The 22,055-nt window shown below is 66.3% G+C and carries 16 protein-coding genes; 12 read left to right on the top strand and 4 right to left on the bottom strand.

The window, feature by feature from the left end; all coding sequences use genetic code 11:
* The first annotated feature begins 96 nt into the window (after positions 1-96).
* Positions 97-1,215, top strand: a complete 1,119-nt coding sequence (gene dnaN / locus MET49242_RS17450) for a DNA polymerase III subunit beta (RefSeq protein ID WP_036288576.1) — start codon at positions 97-99, stop codon at positions 1,213-1,215.
* On the opposite strand, the gene MET49242_RS23510 is transcribed toward dnaN, so the two are convergent.
* Entirely contained in the window at positions 1,212-2,825 is a 1,614-nt protein-coding gene (locus MET49242_RS23510) for a rhomboid family intramembrane serine protease (protein WP_051134283.1), read from the bottom strand. The genes dnaN and MET49242_RS23510 overlap by 4 nt on opposite strands.
* Before the next feature lie 81 nt (positions 2,826-2,906).
* On the opposite strand from MET49242_RS23510, the gene MET49242_RS23505 reads away from it, so the two are divergent.
* The 11 genes from MET49242_RS23505 to MET49242_RS17385 all read left to right on the top strand — a co-directional run bounded on the left by MET49242_RS23505 (position 2,907) and on the right by MET49242_RS17385 (position 20,104).
* A complete protein-coding gene (locus tag MET49242_RS23505; protein WP_051134282.1) occupies positions 2,907-3,932 on the top strand; it encodes an OmpA family protein in 1,026 nt (341 codons plus the stop codon).
* A 180-nt stretch (positions 3,933-4,112) separates the two neighbouring features.
* A complete protein-coding gene (locus MET49242_RS17430; protein ID WP_036284824.1) occupies positions 4,113-6,569 on the top strand; it encodes a glycogen/starch/alpha-glucan phosphorylase in 2,457 nt (818 codons plus the stop codon).
* A 97-nt stretch (positions 6,570-6,666) separates the two neighbouring features.
* On the top strand, positions 6,667-8,886 hold the full coding sequence (gene glgB / locus MET49242_RS17425; RefSeq protein WP_036284820.1) for a 1,4-alpha-glucan branching protein GlgB: 2,220 nt from the start codon (positions 6,667-6,669) through the stop codon (positions 8,884-8,886).
* A gap of 37 nt (positions 8,887-8,923) precedes the next feature.
* Entirely contained in the window at positions 8,924-10,186 is a 1,263-nt protein-coding gene (gene glgC, locus MET49242_RS17420; RefSeq protein WP_036284817.1) for a glucose-1-phosphate adenylyltransferase, read from the top strand.
* Entirely contained in the window at positions 10,183-11,640 is a 1,458-nt protein-coding gene (gene glgA, locus MET49242_RS17415) for a glycogen synthase GlgA (protein ID WP_036284814.1), read from the top strand. The genes glgC and glgA overlap by 4 nt, the downstream gene beginning before the upstream one ends.
* Before the next feature lie 7 nt (positions 11,641-11,647).
* The gene (glgX, locus tag MET49242_RS17410) at positions 11,648-15,769 is read left to right on the top strand and encodes a glycogen debranching protein GlgX (RefSeq protein WP_036288565.1); all 4,122 of its coding nucleotides are present in this window, start codon (positions 11,648-11,650) and stop codon (positions 15,767-15,769) included.
* A 53-nt stretch (positions 15,770-15,822) separates the two neighbouring features.
* Positions 15,823-17,163: a murein hydrolase activator EnvC gene (locus MET49242_RS17405; protein ID WP_036284809.1), complete on the top strand. Its 1,341-nt coding sequence runs from the start codon at positions 15,823-15,825 to the stop codon at positions 17,161-17,163.
* Positions 17,160-18,518, top strand: a complete 1,359-nt coding sequence (locus MET49242_RS17400) for a S41 family peptidase (protein ID WP_036288562.1) — start codon at positions 17,160-17,162, stop codon at positions 18,516-18,518. Before MET49242_RS17405 ends, MET49242_RS17400 begins: the two co-directional genes overlap by 4 nt.
* A gap of 76 nt (positions 18,519-18,594) precedes the next feature.
* Positions 18,595-19,362: a heme ABC transporter permease gene (locus tag MET49242_RS17395; RefSeq protein WP_036284807.1), complete on the top strand. Its 768-nt coding sequence runs from the start codon at positions 18,595-18,597 to the stop codon at positions 19,360-19,362.
* A complete protein-coding gene (ccmD, locus tag MET49242_RS17390; RefSeq protein ID WP_036284804.1) occupies positions 19,359-19,517 on the top strand; it encodes a heme exporter protein CcmD in 159 nt (52 codons plus the stop codon). Before MET49242_RS17395 ends, ccmD begins: the two co-directional genes overlap by 4 nt.
* Positions 19,514-20,104, top strand: a complete 591-nt coding sequence (locus MET49242_RS17385; RefSeq protein WP_036284801.1) for a DsbE family thiol:disulfide interchange protein — start codon at positions 19,514-19,516, stop codon at positions 20,102-20,104. Before ccmD ends, MET49242_RS17385 begins: the two co-directional genes overlap by 4 nt.
* A 7-nt stretch (positions 20,105-20,111) precedes the next feature.
* Here MET49242_RS17385 and MET49242_RS23500 read toward each other — a convergent pair whose 3' ends face one another.
* The 3 genes from MET49242_RS23500 to MET49242_RS17370 form a co-directional block, all read right to left on the bottom strand.
* Entirely contained in the window at positions 20,112-20,411 is a 300-nt protein-coding gene (locus MET49242_RS23500; RefSeq protein ID WP_144259676.1) for a PilZ domain-containing protein, read from the bottom strand.
* Positions 20,412-20,513: 102 nt separating this feature from the next.
* The gene (locus MET49242_RS17375) at positions 20,514-21,254 is read right to left on the bottom strand and encodes a sulfite exporter TauE/SafE family protein (RefSeq protein WP_036284797.1); all 741 of its coding nucleotides are present in this window, start codon (positions 21,252-21,254) and stop codon (positions 20,514-20,516) included.
* A 25-nt stretch (positions 21,255-21,279) separates the two neighbouring features.
* On the bottom strand, positions 21,280-21,906 hold the full coding sequence (locus tag MET49242_RS17370) for a TetR/AcrR family transcriptional regulator (protein ID WP_036288557.1): 627 nt from the start codon (positions 21,904-21,906) through the stop codon (positions 21,280-21,282).
* Positions 21,907-22,055 lie beyond the last annotated feature (149 nt).

Raw genomic sequence — 22,055 nt, 5'->3', positions numbered from 1 at the left:
CGCGGCCCGCGCCCCTTGCGATTTGCCGCCCGGCGGGCCAAAGTTTTCGCCCCCGCGCGGCGGCGCCGCGCAAAATGCGGAAACGGTTTTCAGGCGATGAAGGTCACGATCGAGAGAGCGGCGCTTTTGCGGGCGCTCGGCCATGTTCACCGTGTAGTCGAACGGCGCACCACGATCCCCATTCTCGCCAATGTCCTCATCGACGCGCGGGACGACGCGCTGACGCTGAAGGCGACCGACCTCGACCTCGAAATCACCGAGAAGGCGCCCGCCGAAGTCGGCCAGCCGGGGGCGACGACGCTCCCCGCCCACACGCTCTACGACATCGTGCGCAAGCTCCCCGAGGGCGCGCAGGTCTCGCTCGACGCCTCGGGCGAAGCGGGCCAGCTCACCCTGCGTTCGGGCCGCTCGCGCTTCAACCTCTCGACCCTGCCGGAAAGCGACTTCCCGGACGTCACCTCGGGGGATTTCAGCCATCGCTTCCAGCTCGCCCCGGCGGATCTCAAGCGGCTGATCGAGAAGACGCAATTCGCGATCTCCAGCGAAGAGACCCGTTATTATCTAAACGGCATCTACATTCATGCGATGGACGTCGACGGCCAGCTGATGCTGCGCGCCGTCGCCACCGACGGCCATCGTCTCGCGCGGCTCGAACTGCCGGCGCCCGCGGGCTGCGCCGACATGCCGGGCGTGATCCTGCCGCGCAAGGCGGTGACGGAGGTGCAGCGTCTCATCGAGGACGCGCAGGGCGACGTCTCGGTCGAGCTCTCGACCAACAAGATGCGCTTCTCCTTCGGCGACGCGCTGCTGACCACCAAACTTATCGACGGCACGTTCCCGGATTACTCCCGCGTCATCCCCGCCGGCAACGACAAGCGCCTCACCGTGGAGCGCGACGTCTTCGCCAAGGCGGTCGACCGCGTCTCGACCATCTCCTCCGAGCGCGGCCGGGCCGTGAAGATGGCGCTGACGGAAGGAAAGCTCGTGCTCTCGGTCACCAATCCCGATCAGGGTTCGGCGGTCGAGGAGCTGGAGGCCGATTACGACGGCGCGCCGCTCGACGTGGGCTTCAACGCCCGCTATCTGCTGGACATCACCCAGCAGCTCGACAGCGACACGGCGCTCTTCAAGCTCGCCGATCCCGGCTCGCCCACGCTGATCCAGGACCGCGACGGCGCAAGCGCGCTCTATGTGCTGATGCCGATGCGGGTTTAGCGGCCCCGTCCCGGCTTCACGAAGAAGCCGGCGACGAGCCCGAAGCCGAAGCCCGAGAGGTGAGCCGCGAGGCTCGACATCGGCAGCAGGAAATCCGCGCCGATCTGAACGAGGATCGCAAGGGCGAGAGCCGCCGTGCGGAAGGTGTCGAGGCTCGCGCGATGACGCAGCCAGTCCCTGACGCGCAGCGCGCCGACGACGCCGAAAAGCGCGAAGATCGCGCCCGACGCGCCGACGTAAAGGCCATAGGCGACGGAGCCGAAAGCCATCAGCCCCAATACGAAGGCGGACGAGAAGAGCGCGCCGCCGAGGTAGAGCGCGAGCGTGCGAATTGCGCCGATCTCATGCTCCACGTCGCGGCCGATGAGCGCCAGCATCAGCATGTTCAGCGCGAAATGCATTCCGCCGAAATGCAGGAAGGCGGAGGTGAGGAGGCGCCAGTCCTCGCCCTGCTGCAGGACGAGCGGCGCCCATAGCGCGCCGAGCGCCACCAGCGTCCCGAGGTTCTGCGAGCCGCCGAGCGCGATTTCCGCGACGAAGACCAGCGCGTTGACAGCGACGAGCGCGAAAGTGACGCGCGGCAGGCGCCAGCCCCGCGCGTGACGGGCGCATTCCGTCTCCACCCGCGCGGCGACCTCCTCGACCGTCTTCCGCGCCGCCGGCGATAGCTTGGCGGGCGGCGTCCATCCCTTTTCGAGCTGACGGCGGGCCGCAGCCGTCGCCGGCCGGTCGGCAGGGCCGGCGGCGAGGCGCTCGAATTCGGCGCGCGCCGTGGCCTGTTCCCCCGCCTGCCCGCGCGCGACGGCGAGCCAGTAGGCGACCGTGTCGGCGTCGAGCCTCAGGGTCTGGGCGGCGAGCCGCTCGACCTCCCGCGGCCGGCCGCCGAAGGCGAGAACGAAGAGCCAGCCAAAAACGGTCTGCTCGACCGGCGTGCGATCCTTCGTGCGCTCGTAGTCGCGCATCAACTCCTCGACCTGCCCCGTCTCTCCCAGGGCGCGCAGACGATAGCCGGCGAGCCGCCGCTCGTTCCCGTCCGCTGCGGCGAGGGCGAGAAGCCTCTCCCACTCCCCGCGCTCCGCAAGGAGCCTCGCCTCGATCGCCGATCTGTGCGCCGGAGGCGCCTCCTTCGCGAGCGCGGCGAGGGCGCGCGCCTTCTCCTGCGGGTCAGAAAGCGCGGCGGCGTGGGCGAAGGCGGCGGTAAACCTCATGGCGGCGGTCGGATGAAACAAGGCCGCGAGCGCTGCAAGCCGCGCCGCCGCCTCGAGCCGTCCCGCGCGGGTCATGCGCGCCTGCAGGGCGCTCAGCGCGACCGGCGCAGCGACGAAGGGCGTGAAGACCAGCGCAACGATTGCGCCGACATATTGCGGAAGCCAGTAGAGCGCTGCGGCCCCGGCGACGATCACCAACGCGTTGACGATGGCGAAGGGCGCCATCTCGCTTCGGCGCTGCAGCAGCGCAAGCAGCAGGGAAAGGGCGGAGAGCGCCATCAGATTGACGGCGACGATGAGTTGAACGTCCATCGGCGTCTGCGGCCTTTCGCTGTGGACGGCGGCGTTGCGCTTCTCGGTCGCGCCTGTCAGATTGTCAATGCCGCGCCCCGGACGGATCACGCTCCAGCTTGCCTTCCAGGGCGCTCAGCACCAATTTTCGAGTTCCGCACGGGCGGCCGCCCGCAGGCAGAACGGCGCGTCATGCTGGACTTTCTTTTTCACCTCCGCTTCTGGCTCGTGGTCTGCGTCGCCGTCGGCGTGCTGACCGGCGCGCTCGTCCAATACAGACCCGCGAAGGGGGGGCCTGCGCGCTGGCTGATCTGGACGGCGCTCGCCTTTTGCGCCGGCGCCGTCGCCGCCGCGCTCGGCGCCCTTCAGGGCGCGGCTGGCGTTTTCCTCGAAAGCGCCCTCGCCTTCTATGCGACCTTCCTCATCGGCGCGGCGGTCGGCGCCCTGGGCTCTGGCGGATCGCTCGCCGCGCATGAGGGCTGGGCGCTGGGACTGATTCCGGCCGGCCTCATCTGGTGGGGCGCGACCCTTTTCGCGCAGCCCGCCTATCAGGCGGAGTTGCAGCGCCGCGTGACGGCCCTCGCGGCGGCCGCGAACGTCGATGCGTCGGGCGTCGGCGTTTCCGGCCGCGACGTGACCGCTCCGGCCGCAATCGCGCAGAACCCCGCCCTGATGTCGCAGATCGCCTCGGCGCCCGGCGTGCGGCGCGTGATCGCGGCGGCCGCGCCCATTGCGACGGCCGCAATCCAGCCGGCGACTCCTTCGACGCCGACAACGCAGGAGCCCCCCGCGGAGCCCTCTCCCCGCACCGCGGAATCGCCGGGCGACCCCCGCGCGATTCTCGCCGCCCTGCCGTCCGGCGCGCTCGACGCGGCGGAATGCCAGCGCGCGCTCGACGCCGTCGCGGTCGTCGATCGCGTCGAGTTCCGTGAAGGAAGCGCCGCCATCACGCGCCAGGCGGCGGAGGCGCTCGACAAGGCGGTGGCGCTGATTCGCCGTTGCCCCGATGTGACGATCGAGGTGCGCGGACATGCCGACGACGACAACGAAGCGCTTTCGGTGCGCCGGGCGCAGGCCGTCGCGCGCTATCTGCGCCGCGAGGGCCTCGGCGGCCGCCGCGTCGTCGTCGCGGGGCATGGCGCGCATCGCGCCAGAACCGCGAAGGCCGAACTGGACGCGCGCGCGAAATTCCGCACCATCGACTACGCGATTCAGTGACGCCCGTTTATTTCGCAACCATGCCGAAAGTTTGATCGCTTGCGGGCGCGCCTGCGCGCCGGATGGCTGTTTACCCCCGCGCCGCGAATGCTCTAATCTGAAGACGCGCTTTCGCCATGCGCGCAGCGCAGCGCGCTCGCCCCGGGGCGCGCCTGCCGAAGAAGATCGACAAGAAAGAACATCTTGAACGCCATTGACACGAAAGCTCCCGCCTATGCCGCAACGGTCGCGGCGCTACGAGAAGAAGTGCAGCGCCGCCTCACCTTCACGGTCGGCAAGGACAACGCGTCGGCAAGCCCGCGGGACTGGTTCATCGCGACGGCGCTCGCGACGCGCGACCGTGTCGTGTCGTCCTGGCTCGCCTCGACGAAACGAAATTACGAAGAGGACCGCCGCCGCGTTTATTATCTGTCGCTCGAGTTTCTCGTCGGCCGCCTGCTGATCGACGCGCTCACCAATCTCGGGCTGACGGACCCGATGCGCGACGCGCTGGCGGAGCTTGGCGTCGATCTCGACAGGCTTCGCGCGCTGGAGCCAGACGCCGCCCTCGGCAATGGCGGCCTCGGCCGGCTCGCCGCCTGTTTCATGGACAGCATGGCGACGCTGGAAATCGCCGCAATGGGCTATGGCATCCGTTACGACCATGGCCTTTTCCGCCAGACGATCAAGGACGGGTGGCAGCACGAATATCCGGAGGACTGGCTCTCCTTCGGCAATCCGTGGCAGTTCCCGCGCCCGGAGATCACCTATGACGTCTGCTTCGGCGGCCATGTCGAATCCGCCCGCCTCACCGACGGCATGCTCGCGCATGTCTGGCGCCCCGGCGAAACGATCGTGGCCGTCGCCTATGACACGCCGGTCGTCGGCTGGCGCGGCAGGCATGTGAACACGCTGCGTCTGTGGTCGGCGCGCGCGCCGGACCCGCTGCGTCTCGACGCCTTCAATCAGGGCGACCATGTCGGCGCGCTGACCGAGCAGGTGCGCGCCGAAGCGATCTCGAAGGTTCTCTACCCGAGCGACTCCACGCCCGCCGGACAGGAGCTGCGGCTGCGGCAGGAGTATTTCTTCGCCTCCGCCTCGCTGCAGGACCTCATCCGGCGCCACATGAAGCAGACCGGCGACATAACAAAACTCGCCGACAAGGTCGCGATACAACTCAACGACACGCATCCGGCGATCGGCGTCGCCGAGCTGATGCGGCTTCTCGTGGATGTGCATGGCGTCGAATGGAAGGAGGCGTGGCGCATCACGCAGGCGACCTTCTCCTACACGAACCACACGCTGCTGCCCGAAGCGCTCGAGACCTGGCCGGTCTGGCTGATGGAGAAGCTGCTGCCGCGCCACATGCAGATCATCTATCTCATCAACGCCATGCATCTCGACGGGTTGCGCGAGAAGGGCGTCAGCGACGCGCCGACGCTATCCTCGGTCTCGCTCATCGACGAGCACAACGGCCGCCATGTGCGCATGGGGCATCTGGCGTTTCTGGGTTCGCACAGGATCAACGGCGTTTCGGCGCTGCACAGCGAACTCGTCAAGGAGACCGTGTTCAGCGACTTCCACCGCCTCTATCCCGACCGCATCGTCAACAAGACGAATGGCGTCACCTTCCGCCGCTGGCTGCTGGAGGCGAATCCCGCGCTGTCGCGATTGCTGGCCGAGACGATCGGACCGGCCGTCTTCGACGACCCCGAAAGGCTCATCGAACTCGAAAATTTCGCGGACGATTCTTCCTTCCAGAGTCGCTTCGCCGCGGCCAAGCGCGAGAACAAGGATCGGCTTGCGGAGCTGATCGCGCAGAACCTCGGCGTGAGAGTCGATCCTTCCGCGCTCTTCGACGTGCAGATCAAGCGCATTCACGAATACAAGCGGCAATTGCTCAATGTGCTGGAGACGGTCGCGCTCTATCACGACATCAAGGCGCAGCCCGCCCGCGATTTCGTTCCTCGCGTGAAGATTTTCGCCGGGAAGGCTGCGGCGAGCTATCACCAGGCCAAGCTCATCATCAAGCTCGCCAATGACGTCGCGACCGTCGTCAATTCCGATCCGCGGGCGCGCGGCCTGCTGAAAGTCGTGTTCCTGCCGAACTACAATGTCAGCCTTGCCGAGACGATCATTCCCGCCGCCGATCTGTCCGAGCAGATTTCGACCGCGGGAATGGAGGCGTCGGGCACCGGCAACATGAAGTTTGCGCTCAACGGCGCGCTCACCATCGGCACGCTCGACGGGGCCAATGTCGAGATAAGGGAGCGCGTCGGCGACGACAACATCTTCATCTTCGGCCTCACCGCGCAGGAGGTAGAGAACAGCCGCACGCACGGCATCGACGCCCGAGAAACCATCGCCGCAAGCCCGCGCCTGACGGAAGCGCTGCGGGCGGTGGCGAGCGGGGCGTTTTCACCCGACGACAGGCACCGCTATGCGCAGCTCGTCGACACGCTGACCTATTACGACCATTTCCTGGTCTCGAAGGATTTCGACAGCTATTGCGACGCGCAGCGCAGGGTGGACGCCCGCTGGCGGGACCAGAAGGCGTGGCGGCGCGCCTGTATCCTGAACACGGCTCGCGTGGCGTGGTTCTCGTCGGATCGCACCATCCGCGAATATGCGCAAGACATCTGGAACGTGCCGGTTTGAGCGCGCGATCCGGGCGGGTGAGACGAAACGCGCGCTGGCGACGGCGCGCGTTTTTCGTTAGGCTCCAGACTTCAGAAATCGCATCGCGCGAGACACCGTGAGCCCAGCCGCGACGCAGCCCGATTGGCGCGCTTCACAAGAGGACATCGCCGCGATTTTGTCCGCGCGACACGGCGACCCTTTCTCTTTGCTCGGGCTGCATCGGACGACGGAGGGATTCGTCATTCGCGCCTTCGCGCCGGGCGCAGAAACCGTCGAGGCCCTCGCGCCCGGAGGCGATCTCGTCGCGACGCTGGAGCGCGTTCACGCGGACGGATTCTTCGAAGGCCGCGCAAATCTCGAATCCCGCGCCCCCTATCGGCTGCGCGCGTCGAATGGCGCTGCGCAATGGACATATCACGATCCATACGCTTTTCCGCCCATCCTAGGAGCGCTGGACGATCATCTCTTCGTCGAGGGCGCGCACCAAAAACTATACGAAAAGCTCGGCGCGCATGTGATGGTTCATGAAGGCGTCGAGGGCGCGCATTTCGCCGTCTGGGCGCCCAATGCGCGGCGCGTCTCCGTCGTCGGCGACTTCAACCAGTGGGACGGGCGCCGCGCGCAGATGCGCAAGCGCGTCGACAGCGGAGTCTGGGAGATTTTCATTCCGCAGGTCGGCCCCGGCGCCAGATACAAATATGAAATCATCGGCCGCAACGGCGACCTTCTGCCGCTGAAGGCCGACCCGCTCGGATTCGAGGCGGAGCTGCGTCCCTCCACCGCCTCCGTCGTCGCCTCGAACGCGCCCTATGAATGGGGCGACGCGATTCATATGCGCGAACGCAGCAAATATGAGCCGCGCCGCGCGCCCATGTCGATCTATGAAGTTCATCTTCCCTCATGGCGGCGCGGGGAAGGCGGACGCTTTCTCGACTACGACGAACTGGCCGACCAGCTCGTTCCCTACGTCGCCGATCTCGGCTTCACCCATATCGAATTGCTGCCGATCAACGAGCATCCGCTCGACGCCTCATGGGGCTATCAGCCGATCGGGCTTTTCGCGCCCACGCGCCGGCACGGCGATTCATACGGCTTTCGCCGCTTCGTCGACCGGGCGCATCAGGCCGGCCTGAGCGTCATACTCGATTGGGTGCCGGCGCATTTCCCGACCGACGAACATGGGCTCGCGCAATTCGACGGCGGGCCGCTTTATGAACATCCCGACCCGCGCCGCGGCTTTCATCCCGACTGGAACACGGCGATCTATGATTTCGGGCGTCGCGAAGTCTCCAACTTCCTCATCGCGAGCGCGCTTTACTGGCTCGACCGCTTCCACATCGACGGTCTGCGCGTCGACGCCGTCGCCTCCATGCTCTATCTCGATTACTCGCGCAAGGCGGGCGAATGGGCGCCGAATCCGGACGGCTCCAACGACAATCGCGACGCCGTGCGCTTTCTTCAAAGCTTCAACGAACGCGTCTACGGACTTTATCCGGGCGTCGTGACCATCGCCGAGGAATCGACCGCCTGGGCGGGCGTCACGCGCCCGACGAGCGCGGGCGGTCTCGGCTTCGGCTTCAAATGGAACATGGGCTGGATGAACGACACGCTGCGCTACATGTCGTCCGATCCGGTCTATCGCAAATGGCGACACAATGAGCTGACCTTCGGCCTGCTTTACGCCTTTGCGGAAAATTTCGTGCTGCCGCTGTCACATGACGAAGTCGTGCACGGCAAGGGCTCGATCATCGGCAAGATGCCCGGCGATGACTGGCGCCGCTTCGCGGGCGCGCGCGCCTATTACGGCTTCATGTGGGGCCATCCCGGCAAGAAGCTCCTGTTCATGGGGCAGGAATTCGGACAGATGAGCGAATGGAATTTCGCCGGCTCGCTCGACTGGGATTTGCTGAACCACGCGCCGCATCGCGGCCTGCGCGACTTCATCCGCGACCTCAATCGCCTCTATCGTGAGCGGGAGGCGCTGCATGGCCGTGATTGCGAGAGCGAGGGATTCGAGTGGATCGTCGTCGACGACGCCGCAAGCTCGGTCTTCGCCTTTGTGCGTTTCGGCGCCGACCGGTCGCGGCCCGTCGTCGTCGTCGCCAATTTCACCCCCGTGCCGCGCGGGGCCTATCGCCTGTGTCTGCCGCGCGCCGGCCGCTGGCGCGAGATATTGAACTCCGACGCGCTGGCCTATGGCGGTTCGGGAATGGGCAATCTCGGGGCCGTCGACGCGCGCGAAGAGCCCTGCGGCGCCTTCCCCGCCTGCGCCGACATTCTCCTGCCGCCGCTCGCTACTTTGTTCTTCGAAATCGAAAGCGATGGTCTAGAATGAAATTCGAATCGGACGCCATCGAACAGGATTTCGAGTGATGGCCGCCTTTGAAAATGCGCCTCTCGCGCGTCAGGCCATGGCCTATGTTCTCGCCGGCGGCCGCGGCTCGCGGCTGATGGAGCTGACCGACCGGCGCGCGAAGCCGGCTGTTTATTTCGGCGGCAAGTCCCGCATCATAGACTTCGCGCTCTCCAATGCGCTTAACTCCGGCATCCGCCGCATCGCGGTCGCCACGCAATACAAGGCGCACAGCCTCATTCGCCATTTGCAGCGCGGCTGGAGTTTCCTGCGGACCGAGCGAAACGAGAGTTTCGACATTCTGCCCGCAAGCCAGCGCGTGTCCGAAGACCACTGGTACCTCGGCACGGCCGACGCGGTGTTCCAGAATCTCGACATCGTCGAAAGCTACGATCCCAAATATATCGTGCTGCTCGCGGGCGATCACGTCTACAAGATGGACTATGAGCCCATGCTGCAGCAGCATGTGGATCAGGGCGCGGACGTCACCATCGGCTGTCTCGAAGTCCCGCGCAGCGAGGCGTCGGGCTTCGGCGTGATGCATGTCGATCACGACGACCGCATCATTTCCTTCATCGAAAAACCCAAAGACCCGCCGGCCATGCCGGGCCATCCCGACCGCGCGCTGGTCAGCATGGGCATCTATGTCTTCGAGGCGAAATTCCTCTACGACCAGTTGCGCCGCGACGCCGAGGAAACGAGCTCCACGCATGACTTCGGCAAGGACATTATTCCCTATATCGTGAAGCACGGGAAAGCGGTCGCGCATCACTTCTCGCGCTCCTGCGTGCGTTCGGAAAGCGAGCAGCACGCCTATTGGCGCGATGTGGGGACCGTCGACGCCTATTGGGCGGCGAATATCGACCTCACCGATTTCGTGCCGCAACTCGATCTCTACGATCGCAACTGGCCGATCTGGACGCACGCCGAGATCACGCCGCCTGCGAAATTCGTGCACGACCAGGTCGGGCGGCGCGGACAGGCGCTTTCGTCCCTCGTTTCCGGCGGCTGCATCGTCTCGGGCGCGACGCTGCGCCGAAGCCTGCTGTTCACCGGCGTGCGCGTCAATTCTTACGCGACGGTCGAGAACGCCGTGGTGCTGCCCTATGTCGACGTCGGCCGCTCCGCGCGGCTCACCAATGTCGTCATCGACCGCGGCGTGCAGATCCCGCAGGGCCTCGTCGTCGGCGAAGATCCGGAACTCGACGCGAAACGCTTCCGGCGCAGCGATCAGGGCGTCTGCCTCATCACGCAGCCGATGATCGACAGGCTCCAGCCATGACACGGCTGCGCGTCCTCGCCGTCGCCTCGGAAATGAGCCCGCTCGTGAAGACCGGCGGCCTCGCCGATGTCGTCGGCGCCCTGCCCGCGGCGCTCGCCGCCGAACATGTCGAAACGCGCACGCTCATTCCCGGCTATCCGGAGGTCCTGGCGGCGCTGCGCGTCGGGGACACGGCGCACGCCTTCGAGGATCTCTTCGGCGGTCCGGCGTGGATTCATGCGGCGCAGCTCGGCGACATCGACATTTACGCGCTCGTGGCGCCGCATCTTTATGCGCGCGAGGGCGGGCCATATGCGGGGCCGGACGGCGCCGATTATCCCGACAACGCCTTTCGTTTTGCAGCGCTCGGCTGGGCCGGCGCCGAGATTGCGCAAGGCGCCGTGCGCGGTTTCAGGCCGGACGTGTTGCACGCGCATGACTGGCAGGCGGCGCTGGCGCCGGCCTATCTGCATTACAGCGGAAAGCCGCGTCCCGCGACTGTTCTCACGGTTCACAATATCGCCTTTCAGGGCCAGTTCTCGAAAGAGCTGCTCGAAGCGCTGCGCCTGCCGCCGCAATCCTTCACGCTGGACGGCGTCGAATATTACGGCGCGATCGGTTTCCTGAAAGCCGGCCTGCAGCTTTCCGACCGCATCACCACCGTCTCGCCGAGCTATGCGCAGGAAATCGAGACGAGCGAATTCGGCATGGGGCTCGATGGTCTGCTGCGCGCCCGCGCGGACGTCGTCAGCGGCATCCTCAATGGCGTCGATGTGGCGGAATGGAATCCGGCCAAGGACCCGCGCATTGAATCGCGTTACGATCATTTCAGCCTCGTGACGCGCGTCAAGAACAGGGTCGCGCTGCAACGCCGCATGCGCCTCGCGGCGGACTCCGAAGCCTTCCTGCTCGGCGTCGTGAGCCGCCTGTCGTGGCAGAAGGGTCACGACATGCTGCTCGCCGATTTGCCTGCGCTGATGGCGCGAAATATCCAGCTCGCATTGATCGGAACCGGCGACAGGACGCTCGAGGAAGGATTCCTCGCCGCGCAGGCCGCCTATCCTGGCCGGGTCGCCGTCGAAATCGGCTACAGCGAGGACATGGCCCATCTCATCCAGGCCGGCGTCGACGCTTTTCTCGTCCCGTCGCGTTTCGAGCCTTGTGGACTGACGCAACTCTATGCGCTGCGTTACGGCGCCGTGCCCATCGTCTCGCGCGTCGGCGGGCTGAAGGACACGATCATCGACGCCAATGAAATGGCCCTGCAGGCGGGCGTCGCGACGGGCTTCCAGTTCTCGCCGCCCGTCGCCGACGCATTCGGCGCCGCGCTGCGTCGGGCCGAGCATCTGTTCCGGGACAAGGAGACGTGGCGCAAACTGCAGATCAACGGCATGAAGACCGACGTGTCTTGGCGCCACCCCGCGCGACGATACGCAGAGCTTTATCGCGAAGCCGTTGCGGCGCGGGCGCAGTGAGACCGACGTGAGCCGCGTCGCCGACGGCGCGCCCGGTCCGCTCGGCGTGACGCCGGATGAGACGGGCGCCAATGTCGCGGTCTGTTCCGAACATGCCGAGGCAATCGAGATTTGTCTCTTCAGCGAAGGAAACGACGAGGCTGCGCGCATAAAACTTCCCGCGCGCAGCGGCAATGTGTTTCATGGTTATGTAAAAGGATTGAAGGAGGGAAGCCGCTATGGCTTTCGCGCCTATGGGCCCGATGCGCCGGGCGAAGGCCATCGCTTCAATCCATCGAAACTCCTGATCGATCCTTACGCGCTTGCGCTCGACGGCGGGTTCGCGCTGCATCCGACCATGTTCGCGCATGGCGCGGCGGCGCATGAGGACAGCGCGCCGCATGTTCCCAAATGCGTCGTCACACGCCCGCGGCAGGCGCCGGCGGCACGGCCGTTTCACGAATGGCGCGACACGATCGTCTATGAGCTGCATGTCAAAGGTTTCACCGCGGCGCATCCGGATATTCCGCCGCCGCTGCGTGGAACTTTCGCGGGGCTCGCGCATGAGGCGGCGATCGCGCATCTGAAGAAACTCGGCGTCACGACGATAGAGATATTGCCCTGCGCGGCGTGGATCGACGAGCGTCATCTGCCGCCGCTCGGATTGACGAATTACTGGGGCTACAACCCCGTCGCGCTGATGGCGCCCGATCCGCGTCTCGCGCCGGGCGGCTGGGACGATGTGCGAGAGGCGGTTTCCGCGCTTCACGCGGCGGGGTTCGAAGTCATTGTCGACGTCGTGTTCAACCATACGGGCGAGAGCGACGAATTGGGTCCGACCCTGTCGCTGCGCGGCCTCGACAATGCGACCTATTACCGCCTCGCGGAAAATCGCGCGCATTATGTGAACGACGCGGGCTGCGGCAATATTCTCGCTTTCGACCGCGCGCCTGTCGTGCGTCTCGCCATGGACGCGCTGCGGGCCTGGGCGACTTATGGCGGCGTCGACGGTTTTCGTTTCGATCTCGCGACAACCCTTGCGCGACGCCGGACCGGCTTCGATCCCGACGCGCCCTTTCTTGCGGCAATTCTGCAGGATCCCGTTCTGCGCGATCTGAAGCTCATCGCGGAGCCATGGGACATTGGCCCCGGCGGTTATCAATTGGGGAATTTCCCGCATCCTTTCGCGGAATGGAACGATCGCTATCGCGATTGCGCCCGCCGCTTCTGGCGCGGCGATGCGGCGGGAGTCGCGGAGCTTGCGACGCGTTTCGCCGGCTCGCAAGATTTCTTCGCGCGCCGCGGACCGTCGCGCGGGATCAATTTCATCACCGCGCATGACGGCTTCACGCTGCGCGATCTCGTCTCCTACGAGCGCAAACATAATGAAGCAAATGGCGAGAACAATCGCGACGGAACGGAAGACAATTGTTCATGGAACAATGGCGTCGAGGGAGCGACCGGCGACGAGGGCGTGATATCCGCCCGCGCGCGGGATCAGTGCAATCTGCTCGCGACGCTTCTTCTCTCGCGCGGGACGCCCATGCTCGCCATGGGCGCGGAGCTGGGACACACACAGCACGGCAACAACAACGCCTACGCGCAGGACAACAGGCGAAGCTGGATCGACTGGTCGAACAGGGATCAGGCCCTGATCGACGTGACGTCGCAGCTCGTCGCGCTGCGCAGATCCCACATCGCGCTGAGCGACGATCGTTTTTTCGATGGCGAGGCGCATGACGGATCGCTCATTCCGGACGTCGAATGGCTGAAGGCCGACGGTGCGCCGATGCGCGAGGAGGATTGGCGCCGCGATGACGCGGAGACATTGATCGCACCGCTATACGTGTCGAATGATCGCGTATTGATCATACTTCATCGCGGCCGTGTGGCGCTCGATGTGAGACCGCCAGCGCCGCGCGAAGATTTCGGCTGGCGCATCGCTTTCGATTCTTCGGGCGAAAGGACAAGCGACGCGATCGAGGAATATGTGACGATCGCGCCGCATTCCGTTGCGCTTCTCGTGGAGGAAAGAGCCGCGAAGCGCCGTCCGCCGCCCGCCGCCGGCGACGAGTTGCTGTCACGCCTCGCTCACGCCGCTGGCGTTGCGACGCAATGGCGGGACGTTGACGGCGGCGCGCATCACGTTCCCGGAGACACGATCGCCGCGCTGCTCGAAAGCTTCGGACTGCCTGCGCGAGGGCTCCATGACGCGCGCGAGAGCCTTGCGCGCCTTGCGGAATTGCAAGATCGTCGCGCGCTCCCCGAAAGTCTTATCGCATGGGACGGCGAAGCGACGACATTGCGTCTCGCGTCACGCCATGGCCGAACGCCGGCGCGCCTTTTTCTGACGCGCGAAGATGGAAGAGAAGAGCGCGTCGCGCTTCGATCGCTGGAGCCCTTTTCGTGGCGCGGCGTAGATGGCCGCATGGTCGAAGGCGCGCGCGCGAAATTGCCGCCATTGCCGATCGGACGGCATTTGCTACGGGTTGACGACAGCGAAACGATTTGCCGCCTCACCGTCGCGCCGATGCAATGCTATCTGCCGGATGACGCGCGCCGCGATTTCGGATTTTCGGCGCAGCTCTATTCCCTGCGCCGCGCCGGCGATCAGGGGGTCGGCGATTTCACGACGATGGCGCAGCTCGCGCAATCGGGCGCCGAGGCTGGCGCTTCTCTCGTCGCGATCAATCCGCTGCATGCCTTGTTCGCAAATGATCGCTCACGCGCGAGCCCCTATTACCCCTCCGATCGTCGTTTTCTCGATCCGCTCTATGTCGATATCGCCGATCTTTTCGGCGACGGTTTCGATGAAGCGACGGCGGCGGCGCTATCGGAGCGCGACGCGGTCGACTATCCCGCCGTTCACGCGCTCAAGGCGCGCGCCTTCGAGGCGGCCTTCGCGCGTTTCGAGGAGCTTGCGCGCAATCGGCCCGACGCCGCGCCTGTCGCCGATTTTGCGCGCTTCGTCCCGGAAGGCGGCGAGGCGCTCGCGCGCTTCTCCTGCTTTGAAGCGATCATCGAAACGCGTAAGGGAGAAGCCTGGAGGAACTGGCCGCAGCCGTTGCGCGACGCCGAGGCCAACGCGTTGCGCGATTTCGAGCGTCGACACGCGGCGCGCATTCGCTTTCATCAGTTCCTGCAATGGCTCGCCGACCGCCAGTTCGCCCAGGCCGCGCAATCGGCGCGCGACGCTGGTCTCTCCATCGGCTTCTGCCGCGATCTCGCCGTCGGCGCCGCGCCCGACGGGGCGGAGAGCTGGAGCAGGGCACGTGGCCTGCTCGACGGCTTTTCCATCGGCGCGCCGCCAGACGCCTTCAGCCGCGACGGCCAGAACTGGGGCCTGCCCGCGCCCGATCCGCTGCGGATGCGGGCGGACGGCGGGGCCGATTTCGCCGGGCTCCTGCGCGCCAATATGCGCCACGCTGGCGCGCTGCGCATCGATCATGTGATGGGGCTTGCGCGGCTCTTTCTCGTCCCGGCGGGCGAGAAGGCGAGCGCCGGCGCCTATGTCTCCTATCCGCTCGAGGCGCTGCTCGCGCAATTGGCGCTGGAGAGCGCAAGGGCGCGCTGCATCGTCGTCGGCGAGGATCTCGGCACGCTGCCCTGGGGTTTTCGCGAGCGGCTCGATGCGGCCAATGTGCTCAGTTACCGTGTCGTCTGGTTCGAGCGACGAGGCGCCGGTTTCATTCCCCCGCAGGATTATCCGCGCAAGGCCATGGCCTGCGTCTCGACGCATGACCTGCCGACATTGGAGGGTTGGTGGCGGGGGGCCGACATCGACGAGAAGGCGGCGCTCGGGCTCCTGTCTGCGCAGGCGGCGGCGGACGAGCGCGACGCCCGCGCCGCCGACAGGCGCGCGCTGCTCGACGCGCTGCGCGGCGAAGGTCTGATCGGGGAGGCGAAGGCCGACGCCGCCTTCGACGACGCTCTGGCGCGGGCGCTGCACGCTTTCGCGGCGCGCGCGCCGGCGCTTCTCGCCATGGCTCAGATCGACGATCTCGCGGGCGAGACAGGCGCGGTCAATCTCCCCGGCACGGACCGCGAGAGGCCGAACTGGCGACGAAAAATTGCATTGCGAACGGATGAGCTTTTCGCAACGTCCCGCGCGGCCGCGATTATCGCCGGACTTCGCCGCAATCTGGTCTAGATTTCGGCGGCATATCTCACGCTTCGCGGCGAGGCCGAACTGCGTAGGCGTGAATGAGGATTGCGATCGAGCGATTTCGATCAGGCGACGGACGAACGCCGGCGCTCGCCATTGCGCTCGCCGTCATAGCGCTCTCCGTCCGGGCCGAGCCGAACGCCCCTGACATTTCCATCAAGCGCGAAGAGCTGCGCGGCGTCGAGGAAACGATCGGCGAGACGCAGGAGCGCGCGAAGAAGCTCGAAGGCGAGATCAGCTCTCACGCCGCCGTGCGCGAGAATCTCAACAGGACGCTGCTAGAGGCCACGCGCAGGCTGCAGGACACCGAAGCGCGCGCCGCCGAGATCGAGGAGCGCCTCGGGAAGCTCTCGGAGGAGGAGCGGAAGATCCTGACGTCGCTCGCCGACCGGCGCGCGCTGATCGTCGAAATTCTGACCATTCTGCAGCGCATGGGGCGCCGCCCCCCGCCCGCCCTTCTGGCGCGGCCGGAGGATATTCTGGAGGCGGTGCGCGCCTCCCTGGCGCTCGGTCAGATGCTGCCGCAGATGCGCGCCGAGACGCAGGCGCTGCAGAGCGACCTCGCCGAGCTGGTTCGGCTGCGCGACGACATGCGGCGGGAGCAGGCGCGCCTCGCGACCGAAAAGACCAATCTGAACGATCAGCGCGCCCGACTCGCGCCGATGATCGCGGCGCGGCAGGAGGCGCTCGCCGCCGCGCAATCGGCGTTGCGAATGGAGTCCGAACGCGCCCAGACGCTGGCGCGGCAGGCGACGACCCTGAAGGACCTGATCGGCCGCATGGAGGCCGAGAGCGAGGCCGCGCGCAAGGCTGCGGAGGCGGCGCGCAAGGCCGACGAGGAGCGCGCCGCCGCCCAGGCGCGGCTGACGGAAGAGCAGCGGCGCAAGGCGCTCGCCGCGCCCTTCAAGGACGCCGCCCGCCTCGCCCCGGCCGCAGCCTTCGCCGATCTAAAGGCGAAGCTGCCGCTTCCGGTCGCCGGCGCCATTCTCAAGCGCTACGGCGCGCCCGACGGATATGGCGGAAAAGAAAAGGGAATTTCCATCGCCGCGCGGGAGAACGGCCTCGTCGTCGCGCCCTGCGACGGGTGGATCGCCTTTTCGGGGCCTTACCGCTCCTATGGTCAACTCTTGATCATTAACGCTGGCGGCGGCTATTATGTGGTCTTGGCCGGCATGAGTCGCACCAATGTAAACGTCGGGCAGTTCGTCCTGGCGGGTGAGCCGGTGGCCAGCATGGGAGACGGAGCCGCGCAGACTGCGGCGACCATCGCGATCAGCGCGAAACAGCCCATTTTATATGTCGAGTTCCGGAAGGACGGAGCATCGATCGACTCGAGCCCATGGTGGGCGAAGTCAGACAGTCGGAAGGTCGGCGGATGATTCGCAAAACTGCCCTTATCGCTACAGGAATCGCCATTGGCGCCGGATGCGCCACGGTCGGCCAGCAGGCGCGCGCCCTCATCGGCACGCCCGCGGTCGCGGCCACCGCTGACACCTACAAATATCTCAGCCTCTTCGGCGACGTGTTCGACAAGGTCCGCGGCGATTATGTCGAGAAGCCCGACGAGCAGAAGCTCGTCGAGAACGCCATCAACGGCATGCTCACCTCGCTCGACCCGCATTCGAGCTACCTCGACGCCAAGGGCTTCAAGGACATGCGGACCCAGACCGAGGGCAAGTTCGGCGGTCTGGGCATAGAGGTGACGCAGGAAGACGGGCTCGTGAAGGTCGTCACCCCGATCGACGACACGCCCGCCTCCCGCGCAGGCATCATGTCGGGCGATCTGATCGGCGCCATCGACGACGAGAGCGTGCAGGGCATGACGCTCAACCAGGCCATCGACAAGATGCGCGGCCAGATCAACACGCCGGTGAAGCTCACCATCTACCGCGGCAAGGACAAGGACAAGATCGACCTCAAGCTGACCCGCGCCGAGATCCACATCAAATCGGTGCGTTCGCGCAAGCAGGACGACGACATCTCCTACATCCGCATCTCCCAGTTCAACGAGGAGACCGCGGACGGCCTGCGAAACGCGATGGCCAAGGCGCAGCAGGAAATTCCCGCCGACAAGTTCAAGGGCTACATCATCGATCTGCGCAACAATCCGGGCGGCCTGCTCGACCAGTCGATCCAGGTGGTCAACGCCTTCATCGACAAGGGCGAGATCGTCTCGACGCGCGGCCGCAACGCCGACGAGACCCAGCGCTACAACGCGCGGCCGGGCGATCTCTCCAAGGGCAAGCCGGTCGTGGTGCTGATCAACGGCGGCTCCGCCTCGGCCTCCGAGATCGTCGCCGGCGCGCTGCAGGACCACAAGCGCGCGACGCTGATCGGCACGCGCTCCTTCGGCAAGGGGTCGGTCCAGACCATCATCCCGCTCGGCGGCAACGCCGGCGCGCTGCGCCTCACGACGGCGCGCTACTACACGCCGTCGGGCCGTTCGATCCAGGCCAAGGGCATCGATCCCGACATGATCATCCTGCAGGACGTGCCGGATGAGCTGAAGGGCAAGGATGACACCAAAGGCGAGGCCTCGCTCAAGGGCCATCTCAAGAATGGCGACGACGAAAAGACCGGCTCGCAGGCCTATGTGCCGCCGGACGAGAAGAAGGACAAGCAGCTGATCGCCGCCATCGAACTGCTGCACGGCAAATCGAAGGCCCAGATCATGGCCGAGCAGACCAAGGACGTCGCCAAGGACTCGACAAAGCCGGCGACGAAGGCCAATTAATCAGGCGGACCAGAGAATGGCGGACGGGTCGCGAAAGCGGCGTCCGCCATTCGCTTATTGTAACGAGTCGGCGCCGATGCCCAATTTTCTCGACTACGCCAATCCCACGCGTTTCCTGCGCTTCGCGCAGATCGTCCTGCCCTGGCTCGGCGGACTGACGCTCATCCTTCTCGCCGTCGGCCTTTTCGGAGCCTTTACCGCGCCCGCCGACTATCAGCAGGGCGAGACGGTTCGGATCATGTATATTCACGTCCCCTCGGCGTGGCTTGCGATCTTCGCCTATGTCGTGATGACCTCCGCCTCGCTGGGCGTGCTCGTCTGGAAACACCCGCTCGCCGACGCCGCGCAGAAGACCGCGGCGGGGCTGGGCGCAGCCTTCACTTTCGTCTGCCTCGTAACCGGCTCGCTCTGGGGCAAGCCGATGTGGGGAACCTATTGGGTATGGGACGCGCGGCTGACCTCGATGCTGGTGCTCCTCCTGCTCTATCTCGGCCTCATCGCCGTGCGGCAGACGATGGACGACACGCCGCGCGGCGCGCGCGTCGCCTCGATCATGACGCTCGTCGGCGCGATCGACATCCCGATCATCAAATATTCCGTCGACTGGTGGAACACGCTGCACCAGCCCGCATCCGTCTTCCGCATCGGCGGACCGACGATCTCGGGCTCCATGCTGTGGCCGCTGCTCGTCATGGCGCTCGCGGCGACGCTGCTTTTCCTTACCCTTCACTTCATGGCGATCCGCAACGAGATCCTGCGCCGCCGGGTGGCGCGCCTCTCCATGCGCGCGCTTCAGGAAGCCGCGCGCGGCGAGGAAGACGAAGCGCTGGAGGCCGCGCAATGAGCGAACATGCAAGCTTCATCATCCTCGCCTACGGCGTCGCCTTCGTCGTGATCGGCGGCGTCGCGATGCGCATCATCCTCGACTACCGGCGCCTGCGCTCCGAACTCGCGCGCTTCGGCGCCGCGGGCCAGCGCGATGAGGGAGACGCGGCGTGACCGAGCCGACCGTGACGCCGCAGGAGCCGCGCTCGGCCCTGCGTTTCCTGCCGCTCGCGCTGTTTGCGCTGCTCGCGGGACTGTTCCTCATCCGCCTGTTCGCGGGCGACGCCTCGCGCATTCCGTCCGCGCTTATCGGAAAGCCCGCGCCGACTTTCGACCTGCCGGCGCTCGAGGGCCTCGCCGACGTTCCGGGGCTGACGACCGAAGACCTGCGCAAGGGCCATGTCAGCGTGGTCAATGTCTTCGCGAGCTGGTGCGCGCCCTGCCGTCAGGAGCACCCGGTCCTGATGTCGATTGCGCGAGACGAGGCGCTGAAGGCGAAGGGCGTCGAAATCTATGGCCTCTCCTACAAGGACGAGACCGCCAATGCGCTCGCCTTCCTGCAGGGTGTCGGCAATCCGTTCCAGCGCGTCGGCGTCGATCCGGCGGGGCGCACGGCGATCGACTTCGGCGTCTATGGCGTGCCCGAAACCTTCGTCGTGAAGGGCGACGGAACCATCGCCTACAAATTCGTCGGCCCGCTGACGCCTTCCGCCGCCGCGACGACGCTCATCCCGGAAATCATGAAGGCGGCGGGAAAGTAACTCCCGATCAGGGGAGCTTCTTCGCCGACTTTTCGAATTCGACACCGACCTGGGTCTGGCGACGCCAGATCACATGCGCCGCGTGCTTCGCCGCGCCGACATGCAGCGTGAATCTCTCCGGGAGCGTCGCCTGGCAGTCGAGCTTCGCCCCTCCGCCGGAAATGTCGATGACCTTGCAGGGTATCGCCGGCTCCATTCCGCCCGGGTCGGCCCAGGCTTCCGCATAGGCTTTCAGGCGGGCGGCCGTCCGCCTTTCGTCGACGGGGGAAACTTTGGACTTGCCTTTTTCTAGGGAGGGTGCGGGCATGGCGGTCTCGGTCAACGCCTCTTCCTGAGGCGACTTCACCTTAACTTTGGAAACCTTGCCGTTGTCTGACCAGCGGGCGTCAAATTGCGTTGTTTCGACGCTTCACCCCGCCTTGATGAACAGACCCACCGTCAACGCCGCGCCGATGACGATGATGAAGGCGCGCAGAATCTTCTCGTCGATGTGATGGATGAGGCGCCCGCCCGCGACGCCGCCGATCGTTGCGCCGGCGGCGGTGATCAGCGCCTGCGTCCAGTGCAGATCGGGCGAAAACAGGAAGATCGCGACAGCCGAGGCGTTCATCACGCCCGCGAGCACATTCTTCGTCGCGCTCGCGACACGCACGGCCTGCCCCGCCATGGTCAGGGCCGCGACCATGAGGAAGCCCGCGCCTCCGCCGAAATAGCCGCCATAGGTGGCGATGAGAAATTGCGCCAGACCCGCGCCCGGCGCAGAGAGATGCGCATGGCTCTCGCCGGGTTTGCGAAGGAAGCTGCCCCAGGCGAAAATTCCGGTCGCGAACAGCACGAGCCAGGGCACGAGCCGCGCGAAAAGGCCGCGCGGCGTGCCGAGCAGAATGACGGCGCCGATGGCCCCGCCGACGATGCTGATGGCGAAAAGCCCGCGCAAGGAGAGCGGGCCGACGCCCGCCGCGAGCCGACGCCCGGTCCAGCCGGTCGCGAGCTGCGCGGGAAACAGCGCCACGCAGGAGGTGATGTTGGCGGCGAGCGCGTCCATCCCGGTGAACATCAACGTCGGCAGGATGAGAAAGGAGCCGCCGCCGGCGAGCGCATTTTGCGCGCCCGCCCAGATCGCGACCGCGAAAAGAAGAAGATAGGTCATGCGCGCCTATGTCAGCTCGCGCCGCTCAAGGCAAGCGGCCCGTCTCCTGCGAGAGGCCGGCGGCGACGAGGCGCACCAATGTCTCCAGCTGCGCGTCTAGCAGCGCCGGCGGCGTATCGGCGAGCTTCTCCTCCAGCCCCAGCGCGACGACGCCGTGCACGGCGGAAAACAGAGTGCGCGCCAGCCGCGCGCGGGCGGCGGCGTCCTGCGACGGCAGCAGCGCGGCGAGCGGCGCCTCCAGCCGCCCGAAGAGACGGTTGCGCGCTTCGGCGTACCACTCCGGCACCGTCGCGCCCTGCGGCAGGCGATGCTGGAAGAGGGCGCGCCAGCTCGGCTCCTCGCGACGCGCGAAATCCAGATAGGCGCGGGCGAGGGCGGGCAGCGCCTGCGCCGGATCGGTCGAGCGAAGCGCCGCGTCGAGCGCCGCCTCCAGCCGCTCCAGCGTGCGGACGTTGACGCGCAGGATCAACTCGTCGAGATCGGCGAAGGCCGTGTAGATCGCGCCGAGCGCGCAGCCTGCGGATGCGGCGAGATCGCGCGCCTTGAGCCCCGAGAGCCCGCGCCCGGCAATCGCCTGCTCGGCCGCCGAAATCAGGCGATCGCGCAACGGGGGGCGGCGTTCGGCGGCATTTTCCCTAGTTTTTACGCTCACCCGCAACTTTCCCTTCGCCACATTCTCAAGCCTCTGCAACCGCGCGTTGAGAAGCAGCTGAGCATTACCTAAACTCGACGGCTGAACAATGGTCTATGTGAGGAAGGAACATGCTCTCCCCCGTTTCGCCCACTGACGCGACCGCCGGC

Origin of the sequence: Methylocystis sp. ATCC 49242, assembly GCF_000188155.2 — a bacterium.
Classification (GTDB): domain Bacteria; phylum Pseudomonadota; class Alphaproteobacteria; order Rhizobiales; family Beijerinckiaceae; genus Methylocystis.
The sequence above is the reverse complement of the archived record's forward strand: the minus strand, read 5'-3'. Positions and strand labels throughout refer to the sequence as shown.

Bases quoted from the DNA above. Each gene is read 5' to 3' on its own strand.
- glgC (WP_036284817.1), top strand. From the start codon at position 8,924: ATGGCCGCCTTTGAAAATGCGCCTCTCGCGCGTCAGGCCATGGCCTAT.
- MET49242_RS23505 (WP_051134282.1), top strand. From the start codon at position 2,907: ATGCTGGACTTTCTTTTTCACCTCCGCTTCTGGCTCGTGGTCTGCGTC.
- MET49242_RS17375 (WP_036284797.1), bottom strand. From the start codon at position 21,254: ATGACCTATCTTCTTCTTTTCGCGGTCGCGATCTGGGCGGGCGCGCAA.
- MET49242_RS23500 (WP_144259676.1), bottom strand. From the start codon at position 20,411: ATGCCCGCACCCTCCCTAGAAAAAGGCAAGTCCAAAGTTTCCCCCGTC.
- MET49242_RS17400 (WP_036288562.1), top strand. From the start codon at position 17,160: ATGATTCGCAAAACTGCCCTTATCGCTACAGGAATCGCCATTGGCGCC.
- glgA (WP_036284814.1), top strand. From the start codon at position 10,183: ATGACACGGCTGCGCGTCCTCGCCGTCGCCTCGGAAATGAGCCCGCTC.
- MET49242_RS17405 (WP_036284809.1), top strand. From the start codon at position 15,823: ATGAGGATTGCGATCGAGCGATTTCGATCAGGCGACGGACGAACGCCG.
- MET49242_RS17395 (WP_036284807.1), top strand. From the start codon at position 18,595: ATGCCCAATTTTCTCGACTACGCCAATCCCACGCGTTTCCTGCGCTTC.
- ccmD (WP_036284804.1), top strand. From the start codon at position 19,359: ATGAGCGAACATGCAAGCTTCATCATCCTCGCCTACGGCGTCGCCTTC.
- dnaN (WP_036288576.1), top strand. From the start codon at position 97: ATGAAGGTCACGATCGAGAGAGCGGCGCTTTTGCGGGCGCTCGGCCAT.